Source organism: Salinispora pacifica DSM 45544 (genome assembly GCF_000378845.1).
GTDB lineage: Bacteria > Actinomycetota > Actinomycetes > Mycobacteriales > Micromonosporaceae > Micromonospora > Micromonospora pacifica.
This window is the reverse complement of the sequence record NZ_KB905359.1, coordinates 4833388-4855118: the sequence shown is the minus strand read 5'-3', so window position 1 is coordinate 4855118 and position 21731 is coordinate 4833388. Positions and strand designations below refer to the sequence as shown.

Here is a 21731-nt window from a genome sequence, read left to right as displayed (position 1 = left end):
TTTGCTGTCGGCACCCGGCCTCGGCTACGCGGACCGGAAACGGCAACAGGTACGGCTCGATCATGCCGTCATCCTGCGCCGTCCCCAGGCCCGCGGCTACCGGTTTTGCCCGACGGACGCCCGTGGCGTCAGACGTTGAAGCCCAGCGCCCGAAGCTGCTCGCGCCCCTCGTCGGTGATCTTGTCTGGGCCCCACGGCGGAAGCCACACCCAGTTGATCCGCATCTCGTTGACCAGGCCGCCCCCCGGACCGGTGGTCAGGGCCGACCGCGCCTGGTCCTCGATGACGTCGGTCAGCGGGCAGGCCGCCGAGGTGAGCGTCATGTCCAGCGTGGCGACGTTGTCGTCGTCAACGTGGACGCCGTACAGCAGGCCCAGGTCGACCACGTTGATGCCCAGCTCGGGGTCGACGACATCCTTCATCGCCTCCTCGACATCGGCGACGGCGGCCTTGCCGGCCGGCACGCCCTCCGGAGCCGCCGCACCGGTCGCGCCATCACCAGGGGCCGGCGTGGCCTCGGTGGCAGTGTCCTCGCTCATCCCTGAACCTCCGTCGGGCTCGTGTCCACACCGGCGCGTGCCGCGGCGTCCTTGAACGCCATCCACGGCAACAGCGCGCACTTCACCCGGGCGGGGTAGCGGGCGACGCCCGCGAAAGCCACCCCGTCCCCGAGTACCTCCTCGTCCGGCGTGACCTCGCCCCGGCCGGACATCAACTCCACGAACGCCGCGTGCACCGCGAACGCCTCGGCGGCCGGACGGCCGGCGAGTAGCTCGTGCAGCACACTCGCCGAGGCCTGGCTGATAGAGCAGCCGTACCCGTCGTACGAGACGTCGTGCAGCACCGCGCCGTCGGTGGCGACCCGGACGGTGACCTCGTCCCCGCAGGTCGGGTTGACGTGGTGCGCCTCGGCGACGGATGCCGCCGGGTCGTCCGCGTCGCGCAGCCCCCGGCCGTGCGGGTGCTTGTAGTGGTCCAGGATGATCTCCTGGTAGAGCTGGTCAACCTGCATCAGGCGAACACCTTCCGCACCTGCTCCAGCCCCGCCACCAGGGCGTCGATCTCCTCGGTGGTGGTGTAGAGGTAGAACGAGGCCCGGGTCGTGGCCGGCACCCCGAACCGCGTGCAGACCGGGCGGGCACAGTGATGACCGACCCGCACCTGCACGCCCAGCGAGTCGAGTACCTGCCCGACGTCGTGCGGGTGGATGTCACCCAGCGCGAACGAGATCGTCCCGCCCCGGCCCACCGGAACGTTCGGCCCGAAGATCCGCAGCCCGGGCACCGTCGCCAGGGCGTCCAGGGCGTACGCGGTGAGTTGCTTCTCGTGCCACTGGATGGCCCGCATGCCGACCCCGGAGAGGTAGTCCACCGCCGCGCCCAGCGCGACCGCCTCGGCGATCGGCGGGGTACCCGCCTCGAACCGGGTCGGCGGCGGGGCGAAGGTCGACCCCGACATCGCCACCGTTTCGATCATCGACCCACCGCCAAGCACCGGCGGCATCGCCGCGAGCAGCTCGGTGCGGCCCCAGAGCACTCCGATGCCGCTCGGGGCACACATCTTGTGCCCGGTGAAAACGATGAAGTCCGGGTCATAGTCGACCACGTCCATCGGCATGTGCGGCACCGACTGCGAGCAGTCGAGCAGCAGCAGTGCACCGACCTCCCGGACCCGCTGCGTGATCCGGGACGTCGCGTTGACGGTGCCGAGAATGTTGGACATGTGCACCAGCGAGACGATCTTCGTCCGCTCGTTGACCAGGTCCGTCAAGCCGGACTCGTCCAGCCGACCATGGTCGGTGACCGGGAACCAGCGCAGGGTAGCGCCGGTGCGCTCGCAGAGCAACTGCCAGGGAACGATGTTCGAGTGGTGCTCCATCTCGGAGATCACCACCTCGTCTCCCGGGCCCAACCGGAACCGCGGGTCGGCGTCGGGACGCAGCGACGCGTTCGAGAAGGCGTACGCCACGATGTTGATCGCCTCGGTGGAGTTCTTGGTGAACACCACCTCGTCCGGGCTCGGGGCGTTGATGAAGGCGGCGACCTTGGCTCGCGCGCCCTCGTACGCCTCCGTCGCCTCGGTGCCCAGCGTGTGCACCGAGCGCGACACGTTCGCGTTACGCCACTCGTAGTGCTCCCGCAGCGCGTCGAGCACCTGCCGTGGCTTGTGTGACGTGTTCGCGCTGTCCAGGTAGACCAGCGGGTGCCCGTTGACCTTCCGGTCCAGGATCGGGAAGTCAGCGCGCACCGCCGCCACGTCGTAGCTTGGTACGTCGCCGTACTGCGGCATACCCGGTGGTATCGCGATGGTGGTCATCGTGACCGGCCTTTCCTTGAGGTCGTCAGGCCCGCGCCGAGCCGGCCCCGGTGACGTACCGCTCGTAACCCTCGTCCTCGAGCTTGTCGGCCAGTTCCGGGCCGCCCTCCTCGACAATCCGGCCGGCGACGAAGACGTGCACGTGGTCCGGCTTGATGTACCGCAGGATCCGGGTGTAGTGGGTGATCAGCAGCAGGCCGGTGTCGCCGGTCTCCCGGACCCGGTTGACGCCCTGGCTGACGACGCGGAGCGCGTCCACGTCGAGGCCGGAGTCGGTCTCGTCGAGGATCGCCACCTTCGGCTTGAGCAGCTCCAGCTGCACGATCTCGTGCCGCTTCTTCTCGCCGCCGGAGAAGCCCTCGTTGACGTTGCGCTGGGCGAACGCCGGGTCCATCTGCAGGCGCTCCATGGAGCCCCGCAGCTCACCCGCCCAGGTGCGCAGCTTCGGCGCCGCACCGTCGATCGCGGTCTTCGCGGTGCGCAGGAAGTTCGCCACCGACACCCCGGGCACCTCGACCGGGTACTGCATGGCCAGGAAGAGGCCGGCGCGGGCCCGCTCGTCCACGGACATCGCCAGGACGTCCGCGCCGTCGAGGGTCACCGAACCACCGGTGATCTCGTACTTCGGATGCCCGGCGACCGAGTAGGCCAGGGTGGACTTGCCGGAGCCGTTCGGGCCCATGATGGCGTGCGTCTCCCCCGACCGGACGGTCAGGTCGACACCGTGCAGGATCGGCTTGAGCTCACCCTCGGGCAGCTTGACCGACACCTGCAGGTCACGGATCTCAAGGGTGCTCATTATCGGGTCACTCCATTGCTTGGCATCGGGCGGCCGTCGGCGCCCACTGGGATGTAGATGTCGCCGTCGCGGATCTCGACGGGATAGACGGGAACGGGTTCGGTGGCGGGTAGCCCGGTCGGCTCACCGGTGCGCAGGTCGAACCGGGAACCGTGCAGCCAGCACTCCAGGGTGCAGCCCTCGACCTCTCCCTCGGAGAGGGCCACCGCGGCGTGCGAGCACTCGTCGTAGACGGCGTAGAAGGCGCCGTCCTCGCCGTGCACGATCGCGACCTTCACACCGTCAATGTCCGCGCTGACCACGCTGCCCTTCGGCACGTCCTCGGCGGAGCAGATGCGGATCATCACGCGCCGGCCTTCGCGGCGACGTCCCCGCTCGCGTGCGTGGGGTCGGCGAACTCGCTCCCCCCGCCGGCCAGCCGGGCCTCGATCGCCGCGCCGAGCCGCTCCCGCAGGGACTCGACCGGAATCTTGTTCAGCAGCTCGGCGAAGAAGCCGCGGACCACGAGCCGCCGCGCCTCGGCCTCCGGGATGCCCCGGGCCATCAGGTAGAACAACTGCTCGTCGTCGAAACGGCCGGTCGCGCTCGCGTGGCCGGCACCGGCGATCTCCCCGGTCTCGATCTCCAGATTGGGTACGGAGTCCGCCCGCGCGCCCTCGGTGAGCAGCAGGTTCCGGTTGATCTCGTAGGTGTCGGTGCCGGTCGCCTCGGCCCGGATCAGCACGTCGCCGACCCAGACGGTACGGGCGCTCTCGCCCTGTAGGGCACCGCGGTAGCCCACGTGGCTGCGGCAGTCCGGGACCGAGTGGTCCACCAGTTGCCGGTGCTCCAGGTGCTGCCCCTCGTCGGCGAAGTAGACACCGTACAGCTCGGCCTCGCCGCCCCGCTCGGTGTACTCCACGGTGGTGTACTGCCGGACCAGGTCGCCGCCGAGGCTGACCTGGACGTGCAGAACCCGGGCGGCGCGCCCCAGCCGCACCTTCAGGTGTTGCGCCTGCACCGCGTCCTCGGCCCAGTCGGCGACGGTGACCAGGGTCAGCTTCGCGCCGTCGGCGACCGAGACCTCGACGTTGTCGGCGAGCGTCGCCGAACCGACGTGCTCGAGCACCAGCGTCGCCTCGGCGAACCGGCCCACCTCGACGAAGGTGTGCCCGAAGGCGAGCTCGTCGGCGCCCGCGCCGACCACCCGCAGGGTCACCGGCTCGGCCAGCACGGCCTCATCGGCGACCCGCACCAGCTGCGCCTGCGCCGCACCGCGGTACGCCAGCGCGCTGATCCGGTCCACCGGGACGAGTACGCTGCCGATCCGCGGATCGTCCTTCGCGATCGGCTCGACGGTGACGCCCGCGGGCAGGTCGCCGTACTCGTGCCGGACCGCGCCCGCGCTGGCCGGCACCTCGCCGGTCAGGCCCCGGAGTCGGTTGAGTGGGGTGAAGCGCCACTCCTCCTCCAGCCCGGTGAGGGCCGAGAAGTCGGTGACATCGTATGAGCGCAGCGCCTGCGACTTGGTGCTGGGCGGCGCGGAAGCCTGGGTAGTCATCTCTTCCTTGGTTCTGTTCTGCGACGACGGTGTCAGTAACAGGGGACGGGTCGGGTCCGCCACGGCCGCGGCGGTCTCAGCCGACCGCGCCCTCCATCTGCAGCTCGATCAGGCGGTTGAGCTCCAGCGCGTACTCCATCGGGAGCTCCTTGGCGATCGGCTCGATGAAGCCACGGACGATCATCGCCATCGCCTCGTCCTCGCTCAGTCCCCGGCTCATCAGGTAGAAGAGCTGGTCCTCGCTGACCTTCGAGACGGTCGCCTCGTGCCCCATCGACACGTCGTCCTCGCGGATGTCGACGTACGGGTAGGTGTCCGAGCGGGAGATCGTGTCGACCAGCAACGCGTCGCACTTCACGGTGCTCTTGCTGCTGTGCGAACCCTCCAACACCTGCACCAGACCGCGGTACGAGGTACGACCGCCGCCGCGGGCGATCGACTTCGAGACGATGGTGCTGCTGGTGCGCGGTGCGGCGTGCACCATCTTGGCACCGGCGTCCTGGTGCTGGCCCTCACCGGCCATGGCCACCGAGAGCACCTCGCCCTTGGCGTGCTCGCCGGTCATGAAGACCGCCGGGTACTTCATCGTGACCTTGGAGCCGATGTTGCCGTCGATCCACTCCATGGTCGCGCCCTCGTGGCACACCGCGCGCTTGGTGACCAGGTTGTAGACGTTGTTCGACCAGTTCTGGATGGTGGTGTAGCGGCAGCGGGCGTTCTTCTTGACGATGATCTCCACGACGGCGCTGTGCAGCGAGTCCGAGGAGTAGATGGGGGCGGTGCAGCCCTCGACGTAGTGCACGTACGCACCCTCGTCAACAATGATCAGGGTCCGCTCGAACTGGCCCATGTTCTCCGTGTTGATCCGGAAGTAGGCCTGGAGCGGGATCTCCACGTGCACGCCCTTCGGCACGTAGATGAAGGAGCCACCGGACCAGACCGCGGTGTTCAGGGCGGCGAACTTGTTGTCGCCGACCGGAATCACCGTGCCGAAGTACTCCTTGAAGAGATCCTCGTGCTCTTTGAGCGCGGTGTCCGTGTCGAGGAAGACGACGCCCTGCTCCTCCAGGTCATCACGGATCTTGTGGTAGACGACCTCGGACTCGTACTGTGCCGCCACCCCCGCGACCAGCCGCTGCTTCTCCGCCTCGGGGATACCCAGCTTGTCGTAGGTGTTCTTGATGTCCTCCGGCAGCTCCTCCCAGCTGGTCGCCTGCTTCTCGGTGGAGCGCACGAAGTACTTGATGTTGTCGAAGTCGATCCCGGTGAGGTCGGCGCCCCAGGCCGGCATGGGCTTGCGATCGAACAACCGCAGCCCCTTGCGCCGCAGGTCGAGCATCCAGGCCGGCTCAGCCTTCTTGGCCGAGATGTCCCGCACGACCGCCTCGTTGAGGCCACGCTGCGCGACGGCCCCGGCCGCGTCGGGGTCGGCCCAGCCGTACTCGTAGCGACCGAGGGCGGCGAGCTGCTCCTCCTGGGTCAGGGGCTGAACGGTCTGCTCGGTCATCTATCTGTCCTCACAGTGGTGACGGTCTTACTGGACTGAACATGCCCCGGTTGGGCCGGGATGTGCGTCGTGCACACCCCATCGCCGTGCGCGATGGTCGCCAGGCGCTGCACGTGGGTGCCGACCAGACGGGAGATCACCGCGGTCTCGGCCTCGCACAGTTGGGGGAACTCGGCGGCCACATGCGCGACCGGGCAGTGATGTTGGCACAGCTGCCCCCCCGAGGCGATCGTGGAGGCGTTGGCAGCGTAGCCCTCCGCGGTCAGGGCGGCGGCGAGTGCCTCTGCGCGGGCGAGCGGGTCGTCGCCGGCGTCTTCCATGGCTGCCAGGCAGCGGGCCTCCAGGGCGGAGACCTGCTCGGCGGCGAAGGCCGCCACCGCCGCCGATCCCCCACCCCGGGCGATCCAGCGCAGCGCGGCGGTGGCCATGTTGTCGTAGTGGTGGGTGCCGCACCGACCGCGGGCCGCCTCGGTCAGCAGGAAGACCTTGGCCGGACGGCCACGCCCGCGGTGACCTCGGACCGCCGGATCGCGGGCGAGGACATCTCCCTCGGCGAGCATCGCGTCCAGGTGCCGTCGAATCGCGGCGGGGCTGAGCCCGAGCTCGCGCCCGAGCTGCGCGGCGGTGGTGGCACCTCGCTCCAGCAGCAGCTGGGTAACCCGGTCGCGGGTTGACGGGTCGGCGACGGCCGACCCACCGGCGAGCCCGACAGGCGCCGGCTGGTGCCCCGAGAGCCCCGCCACCTTTTTCACAACGCCAACGTTACGTAATTCGCCGGAGGCCTGCAAACTCGGGGTCCGGTGATCCAAAACACCGTTGTGGCGAAGCCGCCCGAGGGGGCACCACTACGATGCGTAGGATTTGCGCCGTGACTGTCGCCGCCCGGTTCCCGGTCTCCACCACCATGCTTCGCCGGCTGGCGTTCGCCAACATTCTCGCGAACGTGCTGATCGTCGTCACCGGCGGGGCCGTCCGGCTGACCGCCTCCGGCCTGGGCTGCCCCACCTGGCCCCGATGTACCGACACGTCGTACACCGCCACGCCGGAGATGGGCCTGCACGGGGTGATCGAGTTCGGCAACCGGCTGCTCACCTTCGCGGTCGGCATCGTCGCCATCGCCGTGGTGGTGGCCGTCCTGCTACACCGACCACGCCGACGCGGCCTGCTGCCGCTCGCGGTCGCCGTCCTGCTCGGCATCCCGGCGCAGGCGGTGATCGGTGGGATCACCGTCCGCACCAATCTCAACCCGTGGGTGGTCGGGCTGCACTTCCTCGCCTCGATGGTCGTGATCGCCCTCGCGTACGCCCTCTGGCGGCGGATCGCGGAACCGGACGGCCCGACCGTGCCGGTGGTGCCCGGGCCACTGCGCACCCTCGCTGTGATCACCACCGTGGTCTGCGGGGCTGTCCTCGTGGTCGGCACCTGGGTCACCGGCAGCGGCCCGCACGCCGGTGACGGTGGGGCGGCCCGCAACGGCCTCGACCCCGAGCAGCTCTCCCAGATCCACGCCGATGGCGTGTTCCTGCTGATCGGCCTCTCGGTGGCCTTGGTCTTCGCGTTTCGGGCGGTCGGCGCCGCCGGCCCCGCCCGGGCCGCGCTGGTGTTGGTGGGGGTGGAGGCGGGGCAGGGCGTGATCGGCTACGTGCAGTACTTCACCAACCTGCCAGCACTTCTCGTCGGCGCCCACATGCTCGGCTCCTGCCTGGTGCTGCTGGCCACCCTCGCGGTGCTTCGGTCAACCCGGGAGCGACGGCCGGCCGTCGCCCCCACCCCGAGCGCCACCACCGCCCGCGACACCACGACCGAGCCGTCGGCCCCCGTTCCCGCCTGAGCCGCCTGAGCCCGTCGACCCCGGCCGAGCCTGAACCGTCGGCCCCGGCCGGACCGCAGCGGCCTGGGGGCCCAAACGCCAACGTCGTCGGACGCGAAACCGCGTCCGACGACGTTGGGCGAGGATGTCTCAGGGTTGGCTGTGCAGGTGGGTCAGGATGGCATCCGCGAGGCGATCCGGGGCGCCGTCGGCGTACCCGAGGAAGAGTGACGGCTCGGTCAGTTCCAGCTCGACCAGGAGCGGCACGTCGCCCTCGCCCGGGATCAGGTCGACCCGGGCGTAGAGCAGCCGCTCCGGTCCGCCCGGAACCTCGGCGAGGATCTTCTCCGCCACCGCCACCTGCTCCGGGCTCGCGGCGCGGGGGGTGATCCGCTCGGTTTTACGGGGCTCCTCCGGCCCCAGGTCCGGGCCGGTCAGCATCGCGCCCTTACGGATCGCGTGACTGAAACGCAGGCCGTCGGGGCCAGCGAGGAAGAGCAGCGCGGTCTCCCCGTCGGTGTCAACGGCGGAGAGGTACGGCTGCACCATGGTCACTCGTCCGGCCGCGCCGATGCGTCGAACATGCGCCTGGGCGAGCTCCCGGTGCTCGGGGTCGGCCAGGTCGTACCGGCCGGTGTCCTGGCTGTCCGCGCTGACCGAGGGCTTGATGACGAACTGCCCACGCTCCGCGGGGAGCGACCACTGCTGCCCCGGTTCGATCCAGGAGGTGGGGACGACGGCCACTCCCGCGGCGGAGAGCTGCTCGAGGTAGCGCTTGTCGGTGTTCCAGCGGACGATGTCCGCCGGGTTGGCCAGCGCCGGCACCGTCGCCGCCCAGGCGACGAAGGCGTCCCGACGGGCGGTGTAGTCCCACGGCGAGCGGAGGACCACGAGGTCATAACCCGCCCAGTCAACGGCGGGATCATCCCAGATCACCGCCTCGGCGGTGATGCCACGAGCCGCGAGCGGCGCGTGGACGAGGCGGTCGTCAGTCTCAAGGTCAGGAAGGGCCGCACAGGTCACGATGGCGACCCGGGGCTCCCGCCGGGCCGACTCGGGCGAAGTGATCACCATAGCCGGGAGCCTAACGAGCCATCGTGCGCCGGGCCATCGACCGCCAGAGATCGTTACTCGGACGCATCTGGTCCATCAGTTCACGCTCCCACGCGTTCTCGACGGTGACGCCCGCCTTGGCGCACGCCTGCCGCGCGACGACGGTGTCGTCGGCGAACTGGTCGCCCCAGACCCCGTCGGAGCCGACGAGGACGATGCGCGCACCACGCTTGCCGACATACTCGATGACCGCCTTCGCCCCACCGTGCCCGGCGGCGAACGACTTGATGCCGGCCACCAGGCCGCTGGGGGCCGGACCGTTGGCGGCCTGCTCGGCCGTCAGCGTCGTATCGGAACGATCTGCCATGACGCGAAGCCTAAGCAGAGTTCCCCCCATGCGGGCGAGTTCGGTGAACCTTTTGTGATGCCAGTTACCCCGAAAGCGTGACCCAAGATGCCCCTTTTGGTCCGATTTACCTGCATAATTTTCGCATTAGCAGCCAGGGGATTTCCAAAACAAAAACCAGGGTGACGGATTTCCGACCAACCAGGGATTCCCGCAGGTCAATGACGAAACCCGACAAACCCAATACCTTCGCCCCGGCCGGGGCGGGGCGGTCAGATCACCGCGTCCAGCGCAACCGCCGCGAAGACGACGGTCAGGTAGGTGGTGGACCAGTGGAACAGCCGCATCGGCTTGACCGCCTGCCCCCGCGCCGCCCGACGGCACAGCCGGTGCGCCTCGATCAGGAAGACGACCCCCACGACGAGGGTCGGCAGCCCGTAGATCGGCCCGATCCCAGCCCCGAGCGGCCAGGCCACCAGCGAGACCAGCACCGTCAGCCAGGCGAAGATGAGAATCTCGGCGTTGACGCGCCGGGTGGACGCCACCACCGGCAGCATCGGGATGCCCGCCCGGGCATAGTCGTCCTTGTACTTCATCGCCAGCGGGTAGAAGTGCGGCATCTGCCAGAAGAAGACGACCCCGAAGAGCGCCCAGGCGGCCGGCGCGAGGGAACCGGTCACCGCGGCCCAGCCGATCAACACCGGCGCCGCCCCACAGGCCCCGCCCCAGAAGGTGTTCGCCGCGGTGGTGCGCTTGAGCCAGGCGGTGTAAACCAGGTCGTAATAGAGAATCGCGGCCAGCGTCAACCCGGCGGCCAACGCGTTGGTGAAGACAGCCAGCAGGGTGACCGAGACCACTGCCAGCACCAGGCCAAAGATCAATGCGTTCCGCGGTGTGACGGTGTGCGCCGGCAGCGGGCGACGCTTGGTGCGCCGCATCACCTGATCGATATCCCGGTCGATGTAACAGTTCAGGACGCTGGCCGCGCCGGCCGCCAGCGACCCGCCGACCAGCACCACCGCCATCAGCCAGAGCGACGGCAGACCGCCGTGCGCGAGCATCATCGCCGGCACGGTGGTAACCAGCAGCAACTCCACGATCCGCGGCTTGGTCAACGCCACGTACGCCGCGACCACCGCCCGCAGCTCCCGCCGCGAGCCGACCGCCCCCTCCCCCCTTGTGCTGACCGACTGCCCGGCGGTGTCGCTGACGGGGCGCTCGGTGATCATGCTCACGGATGCCACCTTCCGGCATGGGCGAGGGAGGTCGAAATGATCGGGCCCCACTCCGGGACCACCACCGCCCCACCCTACGCGCCGCCGTAGTGGCTGCCCTGGTGACCCAGCAACGGTGCGGGGCGTCACACCCGGACGCGACTAAGCGGCCCGAACCGGGAGAACAGCATGCACGGATCCGTGGGCGGACGTTTAGGACCGCTCGATAGGGTCACGGGTGAGGGTTCCGCCCATCTGCCGAGGAGCACACCGAACGTGGCTGACAACCGACCCGAGCTTCCTGCACTCAACTGGTCCGACCTCGACCGTCGGGCGGTCGACACGGTCCGCGTACTGGCCATGGACGCCGTCGAGAAATCCGGCAACGGCCATCCCGGCACCGCGATGAGCCTGGCGCCCGCGGCCTACCTACTCTTCAACCGGGTCATGCGCCACAACCCCGCCGACCCGACCTGGCCCGGCCGAGACCGCTTCGTCCTCTCCGCCGGGCACTCCAGCCTCAGCCTCTACATCCAGCTCTACTTCGCCGGCTACCCGATGAGCCTCGCCGACCTTGAAGGGCTGCGGCAGTGGGGCTCCCTCACCCCCGGCCACCCCGAGTACGGGCACACCCCGGGAGTGGAGACCACCACCGGTCCGCTCGGGCAGGGCCTGGGCAATGCGGTCGGAATGGCGATGGCCGCCCGCCGGGAACGCGGACTGTTCGACCCCGAGCCGGCGCGCGGCACCTCGCTCTTCGACCACGACATCTGGTGCATCGCCTCCGACGGCGACATCGAGGAGGGGATCAGCCACGAGGTCAGCGCCCTCGCCGCGCACCAGCAACTGGGCAACCTCTGCGTGATCTACGACGACAACGAGATCTCGATCGAGGACGACACCCGGATCGCCAAGAGCGAGGACGTCGTGGCCCGCTACCAGGCGTACGGGTGGCACGTGCAGACCGTCGACTGGCGGCCCGGCGACGCCGACCAGGGCGACTACCACGAGGATGTGGCCACGCTGTACCGGGCGCTCCTGGCGGCCAGGGCGGAGACCGGCCGGCCGTCGTTCATCGCGCTGCGCACCATCATCGGCTGGCCAGCACCGAACAAGCGGAACACCGGCAAGATCCACGGTGCGGCGCTCGGCGCCGACGAGGTCGCGGCGACCAAGGAACTCCTCGGCTTCGACCCGGAGCGCACCTTCGAGGTCGACGAGGACGTCCTCAAGCACACCCGCCAGGTACTGGAACGCGGCATCGCCGCGCAACGCGAGTGGACCGAGACCTTCACGGCCTGGGGACGGACGAACCCGGAACGGCGGGCGCTCTGGGACCGGCTGGCCACCCGGACCCTGCCGGCGGACTGGACGGACGCCCTACCCACGTTCCCCGCCGACGCCAAGGGCCTCGCCACCCGCGCGGCCTCCGGCAAGGTCCTCGCCGCGCTCGCACCGGTGCTGCCGGAGCTGTGGGGCGGCTCGGCCGACCTGGCGGACAGCAACAACACCACCATGAAGGGCGAGCCGTCCTTCATCCCGGCCGAGCACGCCACCAAGGACTTCCCGGGCAACGAGTACGGCCGCACGCTGCACTTCGGCATCCGTGAGCACGCGATGGCCGCCATCCTCAACGGGATCGCCCTGCACGGCGGCACCCGCCCGTACGGCGGCACCTTCCTCGTCTTCAGCGACTACATGCGCCCGTCGGTGCGGCTCGCGGCGATGATGAAGCTGCCGGTGACCTACGTCTGGACGCACGACTCGATCGGCCTCGGTGAGGACGGTCCGACCCACCAGCCGGTGGAGCACCTCACCTCGCTGCGGGCGATCCCCGGACTGGACGTGGTACGCCCCGCCGACGCGAACGAGACCGCCTGGGCGTGGCGGCAGGTCCTGATGCACACCGACCGACCGGCCGCGTTGGCACTGAGCCGCCAGCCGTTGCCGACCCTGGATCGGGCCGTGCTCAACAGCGCGGAGGGGGTGGCCCGCGGCGGCTACGTGCTGGCCGAGGCCACTGGCGGCAAGCCGCAGGTGATCCTCATCGGCACCGGCTCGGAGGTGCAGCTCTGCCTCACCGCCCGGGAGCGGCTGGAGGCCGACGGCACCCCCACCCGGGTCGTCTCCATGCCCTGCCAGGAGTGGTTCCGGGCCCAGGACGAGGCGTACCGGGAGTTGGTCCTGCCCCGTGGGGTAAGGGCACGGGTGAGCGTGGAGGCGGGTGTCGCGATGTCCTGGCGGGCCTTCGTCGGTGACTGCGGCGAGACCATCAGCCTGGAGCACTTCGGGGCGAGCGCCCCGCACACCGTGCTCTTCGAGGAGTTCGGTTTCACCCCGGACCGGATCGTGGGTGCGGCGCACGCCGCGCTGACCCGGGTCGGCGACATCACCGGTAATCCGACCGGCAACTGAGGGGAGCGCGACGGCATGACGGACAGGCTGGGTGAGCTCACCGCCGCGGGCGTGGCGGTCTGGCTCGATGATCTTTCGCGGACGCGACTCAGCTCGGGCGGGCTGGACCGGCTGCGCCGGGAGAAGCACCTGGTCGGGGTGACCACCAACCCGACGATCTTCGCCAAGGCCCTGGGCGACGCCAAGGACTACGACTGGCAGCTACACGACCTCGCGATGCGCGGGGTCAAGGTCGAGGAGGCGGTCCGCACCCTCACCGCGTACGACGTGCGCTGGGCCTGTGACGTGATGCGACCGGCGTACGAGGCGTCGGCGGGCGTGGACGGACGGGTCTCGCTGGAGGTGGACCCGCGGCTGGCGTACGAGACCGACCAGACCATCGCCGAGGCGCGGGCGCTCTGGTGGCTGGTGGACCGCCCGAACCTGTTCATCAAGATCCCGGCCACCGAGGCGGGATTGCCGGCGATCACTGCCGCCCTGGCCGAGGGGATCAGCGTGAACGTCACCCTGATCTTCGGGCTGGACCGCTACTCGGCGGTCATGGAGGCGTTCCTGACCGGCCTGGAGCAGGCGAAGGCGAACGGCCACGACCTGTCCAAGATCGGCTCGGTGGCGTCGTTCTTCGTCTCCCGGGTCGACACCGAGGTCGACAAGCGGCTGGAGAAGGTCGGCTCGGCGCAGGCCAGCGCGCTGCGCGGTCGGGCCGCGATCGCCAACGCCCGACTGGCCTACGAGCGCTACAGCCAGGTCTTCGCCTCCGACCGGTGGCAGGCGCTCGCCGACGCCGGGGCGCATCCGCAGCGACCGCTCTGGGCCTCCACCTCGACGAAGAACCCGGACTACCGGGACGTGATCTACGTCGAGGAGCTGATCGCCCCCGGCACCGTCAACACGATGCCGGAACCGGTGATCGACGCCTACGCCGAGCACGGCGAGACCAGCGGCGACACCGTCACCGGCGGCTACGACGAGGCGCGGGAGGTCTTCGCGGGCCTGGCGGCGGCGGGGGTTGACCTGACCGACGTGATCGACACCCTGGAGCGCGAGGGGGTGGAGAAGTTCGCGGCGAGCTGGAACGAGCTGCTCGAAGGTGTCCGCCGTTCCCTCGCCGCCGCGAACCGGGGCATCGACCACCCCGGCGACGCCGCGACGAAGAACGCGCAGGCCGCCGAGCAGGCGGGGGGCAACGCGTGAGCGAGCTTCTCGGACCGCCCGTCGAGGCCGCCGCCGGCCTCTCGGTGCGCGGGGCAGACGCGGTTGACCAGGCCGCGGCCGCCTCCACCCGGACCGCGGTGACCACGGCCGGTGTTCCAGGCAAACTGGCGGCGAAGGACCCCACGCTCTGGGGGCCGGAGGCGGAGGCCGAGGCGCGGATCCGGCTGGGTTGGGTCGACACCCACACCCGCAGCCGGGATCTGCTTCCGCAACTCGCCGAGCTGACCTCGGAGCTGGCCGACCTGGATCACGTGGTGCTCTGTGGGATGGGCGGTTCGTCGCTGGCTCCCGAGGTGATCTCCCGGACGCTCGGCCGACCGCTGACCGTCCTGGACACCACCGATCCGGGCCAGATCCGGGCGGCGCTCGCCGACCGCCTGGAGCGGACCGTCGTCGTGGTGGCCAGCAAGTCCGGTTCAACCGTGGAGACGGACAGCCAGCGACGCGCGTACTGGCAGGCGTTCCTCGACGCGGGGATGTCCGAGGCGGAGGCCGGGCGACACTTCGTGATCGTCACCGACCCGGGTTCGCCGCTGGCGGCAACCGCTGCCGAGATGGGCGCGTTCACCGTGCTGGCCGATCCGAATGTCGGCGGGCGCTTCGCCGCACTGACCGCGTTCGGACTCGTTCCGACGGCGCTGGCCGGCGTCGAGGTGGCCGAACTGCTGGACCAGGCCGAGGCCTTCGCCGGGTCGTTGGCCGCCGAGCGGGACAACCCGGCGCTGGCGCTGGGCGCCGCGCTGGGCGCGGCGGCCACCGCCGGCCGGGACAAGGTGGCGCTGGTCCCGGACGGCAGCGGAATCGATGGGCTCGGTGACTGGGCCGAGCAGTTGATCGCCGAGTCGACCGGCAAGTCCGGGAGCGGCATCCTGCCGGTCGTCGTCGAGTCGCCGACCAGCCCGGGCGCGACTGGCGAGGACATCCTCACCATCAGCTACGGCGGGGCTTTGACCGCCGGGGAACTCAGCAGCGGGGAGGGGCCCGGCGGCGCGCCGGACGTGGCGGTCAACGGGCCGTTGGGGGCGCAGTTCCTCGCTTGGGAGTATGCGATCGCGGTTGCCGGCGTGGTGCTCGGCATCGACGCGTTCAACCAACCGAACGTCACCGAGAGCAAGGAGAACACCAACAGGATCCTGGCCTCGGGCGCGCCGACGGAGCAGCCGTCCTTCACCGAAGGCGCGATCGAGGTGTACGCCCCGGCGGGTGTACCGAACGACCTGGCCGGCGCGGTGCGCTGGCTGATCGACGGCGTGGATGACGACGGCTACCTCGCGGTCATGGCGTACCTCGACCGCGGGGCCGATGCCGACGCGGCCCGGCTCCGCCCCACGTTGGCCGAGGCCCTCAGCCCACCGGTGACCTTCGGCTGGGGCCCCCGGTTCCTGCATTCCACCGGGCAATATCACAAGGGCGGCCCACAGGTGGGTAGCTTCCTCCAGCTAACCGGTACGGTCGACGTTGATCTGCCGGTGCCCGGGAAGGCGTACAGCTTCGGGGAGTTGCAGGCGGCGCAGGCCGCCGGCGACCGGCAGGCCCTGGCTGACCGGAAGCGTCCGGTGCTGCGGCTACACCTGACCGACCGGTCGGCGGGGGTGACGCAGCTGTTGGAGGCGGCTGGCGCGCTACCCAAGCGACGATGACGGACGAAACAAGGCGGAGCGAGGAGACGGCGTGACCAACCCGTTACGCGACCCGCAGGACCGACGGCTGCCCCGCATCCCGGAACCCTGCACTCTGGTCATTTTCGGCGTTACCGGGGACCTGGCCCGCAAAAAGCTACTACCCGCGGTGTACGACCTTGCGAACCGGGGGCTGCTGCCCCCGAGCTTCGTCGTGCTCGGCTTCGCCCGCCGGGACTGGGGTGACGGCGACTTCGAGTCCGTCGCCCAGGCCGCGGCGAAGGCGCACGCCCGTACTCCCTGGCGGGAGGAGGTGTGGGCGCGGCTGGCCGGCAACATCAAGTTCGTCGGTGGTTCCTTCGACGACGACGACGCCTTCGACCAGTTGGCGGGCACGTTGGACGGGCTACGCCAATCGCATGGCATCCCCGGCAACGCCGCCTTCTACTTCGCCATTCCCCCAACGGCTTTCCCGGTGGTGCTCAAGCAACTCGCCCGCACCGGAATGTCGGATAACGCCCGCTGCGGCGGGTGGCGCCGAGTCGTGGTCGAGAAACCGTTCGGGCAGGATCTGCCCTCGGCGAAGGAACTCAACGACCTGGTGGACGATGTCTTCACCCGTCGGGACGTCTTCCGCATCGACCACTATCTGGGCAAGGAGACGGTCCAGAACATCCTCGCCCTGCGGTTCGCCAACAATCTGTTCGAGCCGTTGTGGAACTCGAGATACGTCGACTCGGTGCAGATCACCATGGCCGAGGATGTGGGGATCGGCACCCGGGCCGGGTTCTACGACACCGCTGGCGCCGCCCGGGACGTGCTCCAGAACCATCTCCTGCAGCTGCTCGCGCTGGTGGCGATGGAGGAGCCCACCAGCTTCGCCGCCGACGAGATCCGCGCCGAGAAGCTCAAGGTACTCAAGGCCATCACCCTGCCACCAGATGTGAGCCAGGGGACCGTACGCGGCCAGTACCTGCCCGGCTGGGTCGGCGGCGAACGGGCACTCGGCTACCTGGACGAGGAGGGGGTCCCGGCGGACTCGACCACCGAGACCTACGTCGCGGTGCAGCTCGGCATCCAGAACCGCCGGTGGGCGGGGGTGCCCTTCTACATCCGCGCCGGCAAGCGGATGCCCCGGCAGGTGACCGAGGTCGCGGTGATGTTCAAGAAGGCCCCACACCTGCCGTTCGACGACGCCGATGTGAAGTCGCTGGGCAACAACCAACTCGTCATCCGGGTCCAGCCGGACGAGGGCGTGGTCCTCAAGTTCGGCTCCAAGGTGCCCGGGACCGCGATGGAGGTCCGCGACATCGCGATGGACTTCCAGTACGGCGAGGCGTTCACCGAGGCCAGCCCGAAGGCATACGAGCGGTTGGTGCTGGACGTCCTGATCGGCGACCGCACCCTCTTCCCGGACGCCGCCGAGGTCGAGCAGAGCTGGCGGGTGGTGGACCCGCTGGAACAGGCCTGGGCGGGCACGAAGCCGGAGCCCTACCGATCCGGTGAGTGGGGTCCCCGCCGCTCCGACGAGATGCTGGCCCAGGCGGGCCGCGCCTGGCGGCGGGCGTGACGACCGGGCGACACGAGCGGACTGGGAGGCAGCGATGATCGGCCTGTGGGACACCACCGGCAACGAGGTGGTCAAGGCGCTCGCTGCCGAGCGGCGCAGCGCCGGCGGGGTGGCCAGTGGCATGGCCCTCACCCTGATCGTCGTGGTGGACGAGAAGCGGGTCCGCGAGGCGGAGGCGGCGGCGACGATCGCCTCCGCCGCCCACCCGTGCCGGCTGTTGATCGTGGTTCGCTCCGATGTGGATCGAGACCGAAGCCGACTGGACGCGGAGATCGTCGTGGGGGGCCGACTCGGCCCCGGCGAGGCAGTGGTGGCCCGGATGCACGGGCGGCTGGCCCTGCACGCCGAGTCGGTGGTGATGCCGCTGCTGGTGCCGGACGTACCGGTGGTGACCTGGTGGCACGCGGATCCGCCAGCCGAGATCGCCACCGACTTCCTGGGCGTGGTGGCCGACCGGCGCATCACCGACGCCGCGCAGGCCGACAACCCGATCGAGGCGCTGCGGCAGCGGGCGCACGACTACGCACCCGGTGACACCGACCTGGCCTGGACCCGGGTCACGTTGTGGCGCACCCTGGTGGCGGGCGCCTTCGACACCACCGAGGCACGGGTCACCGCGGCGACCGTGGTGGCACCGCCGACCGACCCGACGGCCGCGCTGATGCGCGGCTGGCTCGCCGCCCGGCTGGAGATCGATCCCGAGTGGCGGCACACCGACCAGTACTCCCGGATGCATGAGGTGCAGTTGCGCTGCGCCAACGGCGACGAGCTGACGCTGACCCGCAACGACAGCATGGCGGTGTTCCGCCGCACCGGTCAGGAGGACCGCCTCCTGCCGCTGGTACGCCGTCCGCTCGGCGACGAGCTGGCCGAGGAGTTACGCCGACTCGACGCCGACCAGGTGTACGCGGAGGCGCTCGGTGCCGCGACGGGGCTCTCCGGGCTGGAACGCCGCCCGGCCCAACGGGTACATGTCTGGAAGGACCCGGCTCAGGCCCACCGGGCCGAGGCGGGAATCGCCGCGCACGCTGGGATCGCGCGGGCATGAGCGAGGCGAGCATCGCGGTCCACGCCGACGCCGAGCTGCTGGCGCAGGCGGTAGCCGCCCGGCTACTGGTCCGCATCCTCGATGCGCAGACCGGGCGCGGTCAGGCGTCGGTGGTGTTGACCGGCGGGCGGATAGCCGCCGCCGTCTACCGTGCCTTGGCGGCGCTGCCCGCTCGCGACGCGGTCGACTGGTCCCGGGTGGACGTCTGGTGGGGCGACGAGCGGTTCCTGCCCGAGGGCGACCCGCAGCGCAACGCGACGCAGGCCCGGGCGGCGCTCCTGGACGCGGTGCCGCTGAACCCGGCCCGGGTACACCCGATGCCGGCTTCGGACGACTCGGCCGGCAGTGACCCGGAGGAGGCCGCCGCCCGGTACGCGGCGGAGCTGGCCCAGGCGGCCCGCCCCGGCACCGCCGTCCTCCCCCACTTCGACGTGCTCCTGCTGGGGGTGGGCGAGGACGGACACGTGGCCTCGGTCTTCCCGGAGCATCCGGTGCACTACGAGAGCCGGCCGGTCAGTGCGGTCCGGGGCAGCCCGAAGCCACCGCCGATCCGGACCACCCTGACCCTGCCGACGATCAACACCGCGGAGGAGGTGTGGCTGGTCGCCAGCGGGGCGGACAAAGCCCGCGCGGTCGGCCTGGCGCTGGCTGGTGCGGGGCCGATGCAGCTACCGGCCGCGGGTGTGCGGGGCATCAACCGCACCCTCTGGCTGCTGGATCGCAGCGCCGCCGCCGACCTACCCGCCCGTTTCCGCAGCATCCGCTGAGCTGCCGCCCGTGGCGGCGCCGCGGGTCAGGTGCCGCCGCGGACGCCCCGGCAGCTGCGGCGGGTTGGGAAAACAAACCGCGCGCGGCCCGTCCGAAGAGGAACCGCGCGCGGTTTTGACTCTAGGTGCTGGGCTCAGCCGACACTGGCCTGCTGAAGTCGCAGCCAGAGCCCAAGACCGACGATGCAGGCGAACCAGACAATGCCCACCAGAACGGTGTAGCGGTCCAGGTTCTTCTCGGCGACCGACGACCCAGCCAGGCTGGAGCTGACCCCGCCGCCGAACATGCTGGACATCCCACCGCCCTTACCCCGGTGTAGCAGGATCAGCAGGGTGAGCATGACGCTCGTAATGACCAGCAACACGATCAACGTGTACGCGAACCAGATCGGCATGGCGGGGGACAGTCCTCTCGTTGCGATCCTCGCCCGAGCAGAACGGGCACGGTGGCACCGACCGGCGGACGGGCGGAGTCAAGGATAGCGAAGCGGTCAGCCGGTGGTGTGCTCCGGGAACCGGCAGATCTTCGCGAACTCCTCAGCGTCCAGGCTGGCGCCGCCGACAAGGGCGCCATCCACGTCTGGCTGAGCCATGATCGCCGCCACGTTCGACGACTTGACCGACCCGCCGTACAGGATCCGCACCTGGTCGGCCGTCTCCTGGCCGAACTGCCCGGCAAGGCGCTCACGGAGCGCCCCGCAGACCTCCTGGGCGTCCTCCGGGGTGGCCGTCTTGCCGGTGCCGATCGCCCAGACCGGCTCGTACGCGACGACAACCTGGGTCACCTGCTCGGCGGAGAGCCCCTTGAGGGCGGCGTCGAGCTGGTCGTTGCAGTGCGCCACCTGGCCGCCCTGCTCCCGAACGTCCAGCCCCTCCCCCACGCAGAGGATCGGGGCGAGGCCATGGGTGAGCGCCGCCTGCACCTTCGCGTTGACGACCGCGTCATCCTCATGGTGGTTCGCCCGCCGCTCGGAGTGGCCGACCGCCACGTAGGTGCAGCCCAGCTTCGTCAGCATCGGCCCGGCGATGTCACCGGTGTGCGCTCCCGACGCGTGCGGCGAGAGGTCCTGCGCACCGTAACCCACCAGCAGCTTGTCCCCGTCCACGGCGGTCTGCACCGTCCGTAGGTCGGTGAACGGCGGTAGCACCACCGTCTCGACGTCGGTGAGCTGCTTCGCGGTGAGGCTCGCGGCGAGCTTCTGCACCAGCAGGTTCGCCTCGAGATGGTTGAGGTTCATCTTCCAGTTGCCGGCCATCAGCGGCCGGCGGGTGGGGTTGGCCATTCAGCTCTCCAAGGCCGCGATGCCGGGGAGGGTCTTGCCCTCCAGGTACTCAAGACTGGCGCCGCCACCGGTGGAGATGTGGCTGAACGCCTGCTCGTCGAGGCCGAGCGCCCGCACCGCGGCGGCGGAGTCGCCGCCACCGACCACGGTGAACGCGTCCGACTCCGCGATCGCCTCGGCGACACCGCGAGTGCCGTGCGCGAAGGCCGCCATCTCGAACACGCCCATCGGGCCGTTCCAGAAGATCGTCCGAGCGTCCCGCACCGCGGCGGCGAAACCAGCCACCGTCTCCGGGCCGATGTCGAGCCCGACCCGCTTGCTGGGGATCCCGTCGGCCCGCACCGTGTCGTGTGAGGCGTCGGGGGCGAACGCATCCGCCACCACCACGTCAACCGGCAGCATGATCTTGCCGTCGGCGCGCTCCAGCAGGCTCCGGCAGGTCTCGACCATCTCCTCCTCCAGCAGCGAGGAGCCCACCTCGTGGCCCTGCGCCTTCAGGAAGGTGAAGCACATGCCGCCGCCGACCAGCAACCGGTCGACCTTCGGCAGCAACGCCTCGATCACCGCCAGCTTGTCGGAGACCTTCGACCCACCGAGCACCACCACGTACGGGCGGTCCGGCTCCCCGGCGAGGGCGCCGAGCACCTCCACCTCGCGCAGCACCAGCCGGCCCGCCACGTGTGGCAGCCGGGCCGGTACGTCGTACACGCTGGCGTGCCGACGGTGCACCGCGCCGAACGCGTCGTCCACATACGCGTCGGCGAGCGCGGCGAGCTGGTCGGCGAAGGCGCCCCGCTCCGCCTCGTCCTTGCTGGTCTCACCCGGATTGAACCGAAGGTTCTCCAGCAGAGCGACCTGGCCATCGGCGAGACCCGCCACCGTGGACCGGGCCGAGTCACCGACCGTGTCCTCGGCGAAGTGGACCGGCGCGCCGAGCAGCTCACCGAGCCGCCCGGCCACCGGACGCAGGCTGAACGCCGGGTCGGGGCTGCCCTTCGGCCGCCCCAGGTGGGAGCAGACGACCACCTTCGCGCCGGCCTGGACCAGCGCGCCCAGGGTCGGCAGCACGGCCCGGATCCGGCCGTCGTCGGTGATCTGACCGGTCTGCTTGTCAAGCGGGACGTTCAGGTCCGCGCGGACCAACACCCGCCGACCCGTTACCTCCTCGGCGAGCAGGTCGTCGAGGGTGCGGATAGTCACCGGACCGACCTTCCCTTCGTCACCAGGCC

The 21731-nt window shown here is 70.3% G+C and carries 21 protein-coding genes; 7 read left to right on the top strand and 14 right to left on the bottom strand.

What is annotated here, in order from left to right; translation table 11 throughout:
* Nucleotides 1-128: 128 nt before the first annotated feature.
* The 8 genes from SALPAC3_RS0122290 to SALPAC3_RS0122255 form a co-directional block, all read right to left on the bottom strand.
* Nucleotides 129-539 (bottom strand): metal-sulfur cluster assembly factor, encoded by a 411-nt coding sequence (locus SALPAC3_RS0122290; RefSeq protein WP_018216244.1) that lies wholly within the window; start codon nt 537-539, stop codon nt 129-131.
* Nucleotides 536-1012 carry a Fe-S cluster assembly sulfur transfer protein SufU gene (sufU, locus tag SALPAC3_RS0122285; protein ID WP_018216245.1) on the bottom strand — a complete coding sequence of 159 codons (477 nt, stop codon included), beginning with the start codon at nt 1010-1012 and terminating at the stop codon, nt 536-538. Before sufU ends, SALPAC3_RS0122290 begins: the two co-directional genes overlap by 4 nt.
* On the bottom strand, nt 1012-2316 hold the full coding sequence (locus SALPAC3_RS0122280; protein ID WP_018223386.1) for a cysteine desulfurase: 1305 nt from the start codon (nt 2314-2316) through the stop codon (nt 1012-1014). The genes sufU and SALPAC3_RS0122280 overlap by 1 nt, the downstream gene beginning before the upstream one ends.
* Before the next feature lie 25 nt (nt 2317-2341).
* Nucleotides 2342-3115: a Fe-S cluster assembly ATPase SufC gene (gene sufC, locus SALPAC3_RS0122275; protein WP_018223385.1), complete on the bottom strand. Its 774-nt coding sequence runs from the start codon at nt 3113-3115 to the stop codon at nt 2342-2344.
* Complete coding sequence (locus SALPAC3_RS0122270) at nt 3115-3459, bottom strand: non-heme iron oxygenase ferredoxin subunit (RefSeq protein ID WP_018223384.1); 345 nt, start codon at nt 3457-3459, stop codon at nt 3115-3117. Before SALPAC3_RS0122270 ends, sufC begins: the two co-directional genes overlap by 1 nt.
* Nucleotides 3459-4655 (bottom strand): Fe-S cluster assembly protein SufD, encoded by a 1197-nt coding sequence (sufD, locus tag SALPAC3_RS0122265; RefSeq protein ID WP_018223383.1) that lies wholly within the window; start codon nt 4653-4655, stop codon nt 3459-3461. The genes SALPAC3_RS0122270 and sufD overlap by 1 nt, the downstream gene beginning before the upstream one ends.
* A 76-nt stretch (nt 4656-4731) precedes the next feature.
* Complete coding sequence (gene sufB / locus SALPAC3_RS0122260; RefSeq protein WP_012014297.1) at nt 4732-6162, bottom strand: Fe-S cluster assembly protein SufB; 1431 nt, start codon at nt 6160-6162, stop codon at nt 4732-4734.
* Entirely contained in the window at nt 6159-6914 is a 756-nt protein-coding gene (locus SALPAC3_RS0122255; RefSeq protein ID WP_018223382.1) for a helix-turn-helix transcriptional regulator, read from the bottom strand. Before SALPAC3_RS0122255 ends, sufB begins: the two co-directional genes overlap by 4 nt.
* Before the next feature lie 98 nt (nt 6915-7012).
* Here SALPAC3_RS0122255 and SALPAC3_RS0122250 point away from each other — a divergent pair, with 98 nt between their 5' ends.
* A complete protein-coding gene (locus SALPAC3_RS0122250; RefSeq protein WP_026185816.1) occupies nt 7013-7993 on the top strand; it encodes a COX15/CtaA family protein in 981 nt (326 codons plus the stop codon).
* Between the two features lie 129 nt (nt 7994-8122).
* Here SALPAC3_RS0122250 and SALPAC3_RS0122245 read toward each other — a convergent pair whose 3' ends face one another.
* From SALPAC3_RS0122245 to SALPAC3_RS0122235, 3 genes are all read right to left on the bottom strand, one after another.
* The gene (locus SALPAC3_RS0122245; RefSeq protein WP_018223380.1) at nt 8123-9046 is read right to left on the bottom strand and encodes an ATP-grasp domain-containing protein; all 924 of its coding nucleotides are present in this window, start codon (nt 9044-9046) and stop codon (nt 8123-8125) included.
* Between the two features lie 10 nt (nt 9047-9056).
* A complete protein-coding gene (locus tag SALPAC3_RS0122240; protein ID WP_018223379.1) occupies nt 9057-9392 on the bottom strand; it encodes a hypothetical protein in 336 nt (111 codons plus the stop codon).
* A 251-nt stretch (nt 9393-9643) separates the two neighbouring features.
* Nucleotides 9644-10606: a heme o synthase gene (locus SALPAC3_RS0122235; RefSeq protein WP_026185814.1), complete on the bottom strand. Its 963-nt coding sequence runs from the start codon at nt 10604-10606 to the stop codon at nt 9644-9646.
* A gap of 255 nt (nt 10607-10861) precedes the next feature.
* On the opposite strand from SALPAC3_RS0122235, the gene tkt reads away from it, so the two are divergent.
* The 6 genes from tkt to pgl are packed head-to-tail and all read left to right on the top strand — an operon-like array spanning nt 10862 to nt 19219.
* Nucleotides 10862-13000 (top strand): transketolase, encoded by a 2139-nt coding sequence (gene tkt / locus SALPAC3_RS0122230; protein ID WP_018223377.1) that lies wholly within the window; start codon nt 10862-10864, stop codon nt 12998-13000.
* Nucleotides 13001-13015: 15 nt separating this feature from the next.
* Complete coding sequence (gene tal, locus SALPAC3_RS0122225) at nt 13016-14194, top strand: transaldolase (protein ID WP_018223376.1); 1179 nt, start codon at nt 13016-13018, stop codon at nt 14192-14194.
* Nucleotides 14191-15855, top strand: coding sequence for a glucose-6-phosphate isomerase (locus SALPAC3_RS0122220; protein WP_018223375.1), 1665 nt, complete (start codon nt 14191-14193; stop codon nt 15853-15855). The genes tal and SALPAC3_RS0122220 overlap by 4 nt, the downstream gene beginning before the upstream one ends.
* A 31-nt stretch (nt 15856-15886) precedes the next feature.
* Nucleotides 15887-17404 (top strand): glucose-6-phosphate dehydrogenase, encoded by a 1518-nt coding sequence (gene zwf / locus SALPAC3_RS0122215; protein ID WP_018223374.1) that lies wholly within the window; start codon nt 15887-15889, stop codon nt 17402-17404.
* A gap of 34 nt (nt 17405-17438) precedes the next feature.
* Nucleotides 17439-18452 carry a glucose-6-phosphate dehydrogenase assembly protein OpcA gene (locus SALPAC3_RS0122210; protein WP_018223373.1) on the top strand — a complete coding sequence of 338 codons (1014 nt, stop codon included), beginning with the start codon at nt 17439-17441 and terminating at the stop codon, nt 18450-18452.
* Nucleotides 18449-19219: a 6-phosphogluconolactonase gene (gene pgl / locus SALPAC3_RS0122205; protein ID WP_018223372.1), complete on the top strand. Its 771-nt coding sequence runs from the start codon at nt 18449-18451 to the stop codon at nt 19217-19219. Before SALPAC3_RS0122210 ends, pgl begins: the two co-directional genes overlap by 4 nt.
* A gap of 134 nt (nt 19220-19353) precedes the next feature.
* Here the strand turns inward: pgl and secG are convergent, their stop codons facing one another.
* From secG to SALPAC3_RS0122190, 3 genes are all read right to left on the bottom strand, one after another.
* Nucleotides 19354-19614, bottom strand: a complete 261-nt coding sequence (secG, locus tag SALPAC3_RS0122200) for a preprotein translocase subunit SecG (protein ID WP_018216261.1) — start codon at nt 19612-19614, stop codon at nt 19354-19356.
* Between the two features lie 96 nt (nt 19615-19710).
* Nucleotides 19711-20502: a triose-phosphate isomerase gene (tpiA, locus tag SALPAC3_RS0122195; RefSeq protein WP_018223371.1), complete on the bottom strand. Its 792-nt coding sequence runs from the start codon at nt 20500-20502 to the stop codon at nt 19711-19713.
* Nucleotides 20503-21702 carry a phosphoglycerate kinase gene (locus SALPAC3_RS0122190; protein WP_018223370.1) on the bottom strand — a complete coding sequence of 400 codons (1200 nt, stop codon included), beginning with the start codon at nt 21700-21702 and terminating at the stop codon, nt 20503-20505.
* Nucleotides 21703-21731 lie beyond the last annotated feature (29 nt).

Excerpts from the sequence above, each read along its gene's own strand:
- SALPAC3_RS0122290 (WP_018216244.1), bottom strand. The coding sequence starts at position 539 with ATGAGCGAGGACACTGCCACCGAGGCCACGCCGGCCCCTGGTGATGGC.
- sufU (WP_018216245.1), bottom strand. The coding sequence starts at position 1,012 with ATGCAGGTTGACCAGCTCTACCAGGAGATCATCCTGGACCACTACAAG.
- SALPAC3_RS0122280 (WP_018223386.1), bottom strand. The coding sequence starts at position 2,316 with ATGACCACCATCGCGATACCACCGGGTATGCCGCAGTACGGCGACGTA.
- sufC (WP_018223385.1), bottom strand. The coding sequence starts at position 3,115 with ATGAGCACCCTTGAGATCCGTGACCTGCAGGTGTCGGTCAAGCTGCCC.
- SALPAC3_RS0122270 (WP_018223384.1), bottom strand. The coding sequence starts at position 3,459 with ATGATCCGCATCTGCTCCGCCGAGGACGTGCCGAAGGGCAGCGTGGTC.
- sufD (WP_018223383.1), bottom strand. The coding sequence starts at position 4,655 with ATGACTACCCAGGCTTCCGCGCCGCCCAGCACCAAGTCGCAGGCGCTG.
- sufB (WP_012014297.1), bottom strand. The coding sequence starts at position 6,162 with ATGACCGAGCAGACCGTTCAGCCCCTGACCCAGGAGGAGCAGCTCGCC.
- SALPAC3_RS0122250 (WP_026185816.1), top strand. The coding sequence starts at position 7,013 with ATGCGTAGGATTTGCGCCGTGACTGTCGCCGCCCGGTTCCCGGTCTCC.
- SALPAC3_RS0122245 (WP_018223380.1), bottom strand. The coding sequence starts at position 9,046 with ATGGTGATCACTTCGCCCGAGTCGGCCCGGCGGGAGCCCCGGGTCGCC.
- SALPAC3_RS0122240 (WP_018223379.1), bottom strand. The coding sequence starts at position 9,392 with ATGGCAGATCGTTCCGATACGACGCTGACGGCCGAGCAGGCCGCCAAC.
- tal (WP_018223376.1), top strand. The coding sequence starts at position 13,016 with ATGACGGACAGGCTGGGTGAGCTCACCGCCGCGGGCGTGGCGGTCTGG.
- SALPAC3_RS0122210 (WP_018223373.1), top strand. The coding sequence starts at position 17,439 with ATGATCGGCCTGTGGGACACCACCGGCAACGAGGTGGTCAAGGCGCTC.
- pgl (WP_018223372.1), top strand. The coding sequence starts at position 18,449 with ATGAGCGAGGCGAGCATCGCGGTCCACGCCGACGCCGAGCTGCTGGCG.
- secG (WP_018216261.1), bottom strand. The coding sequence starts at position 19,614 with ATGCCGATCTGGTTCGCGTACACGTTGATCGTGTTGCTGGTCATTACG.
- tpiA (WP_018223371.1), bottom strand. The coding sequence starts at position 20,502 with ATGGCCAACCCCACCCGCCGGCCGCTGATGGCCGGCAACTGGAAGATG.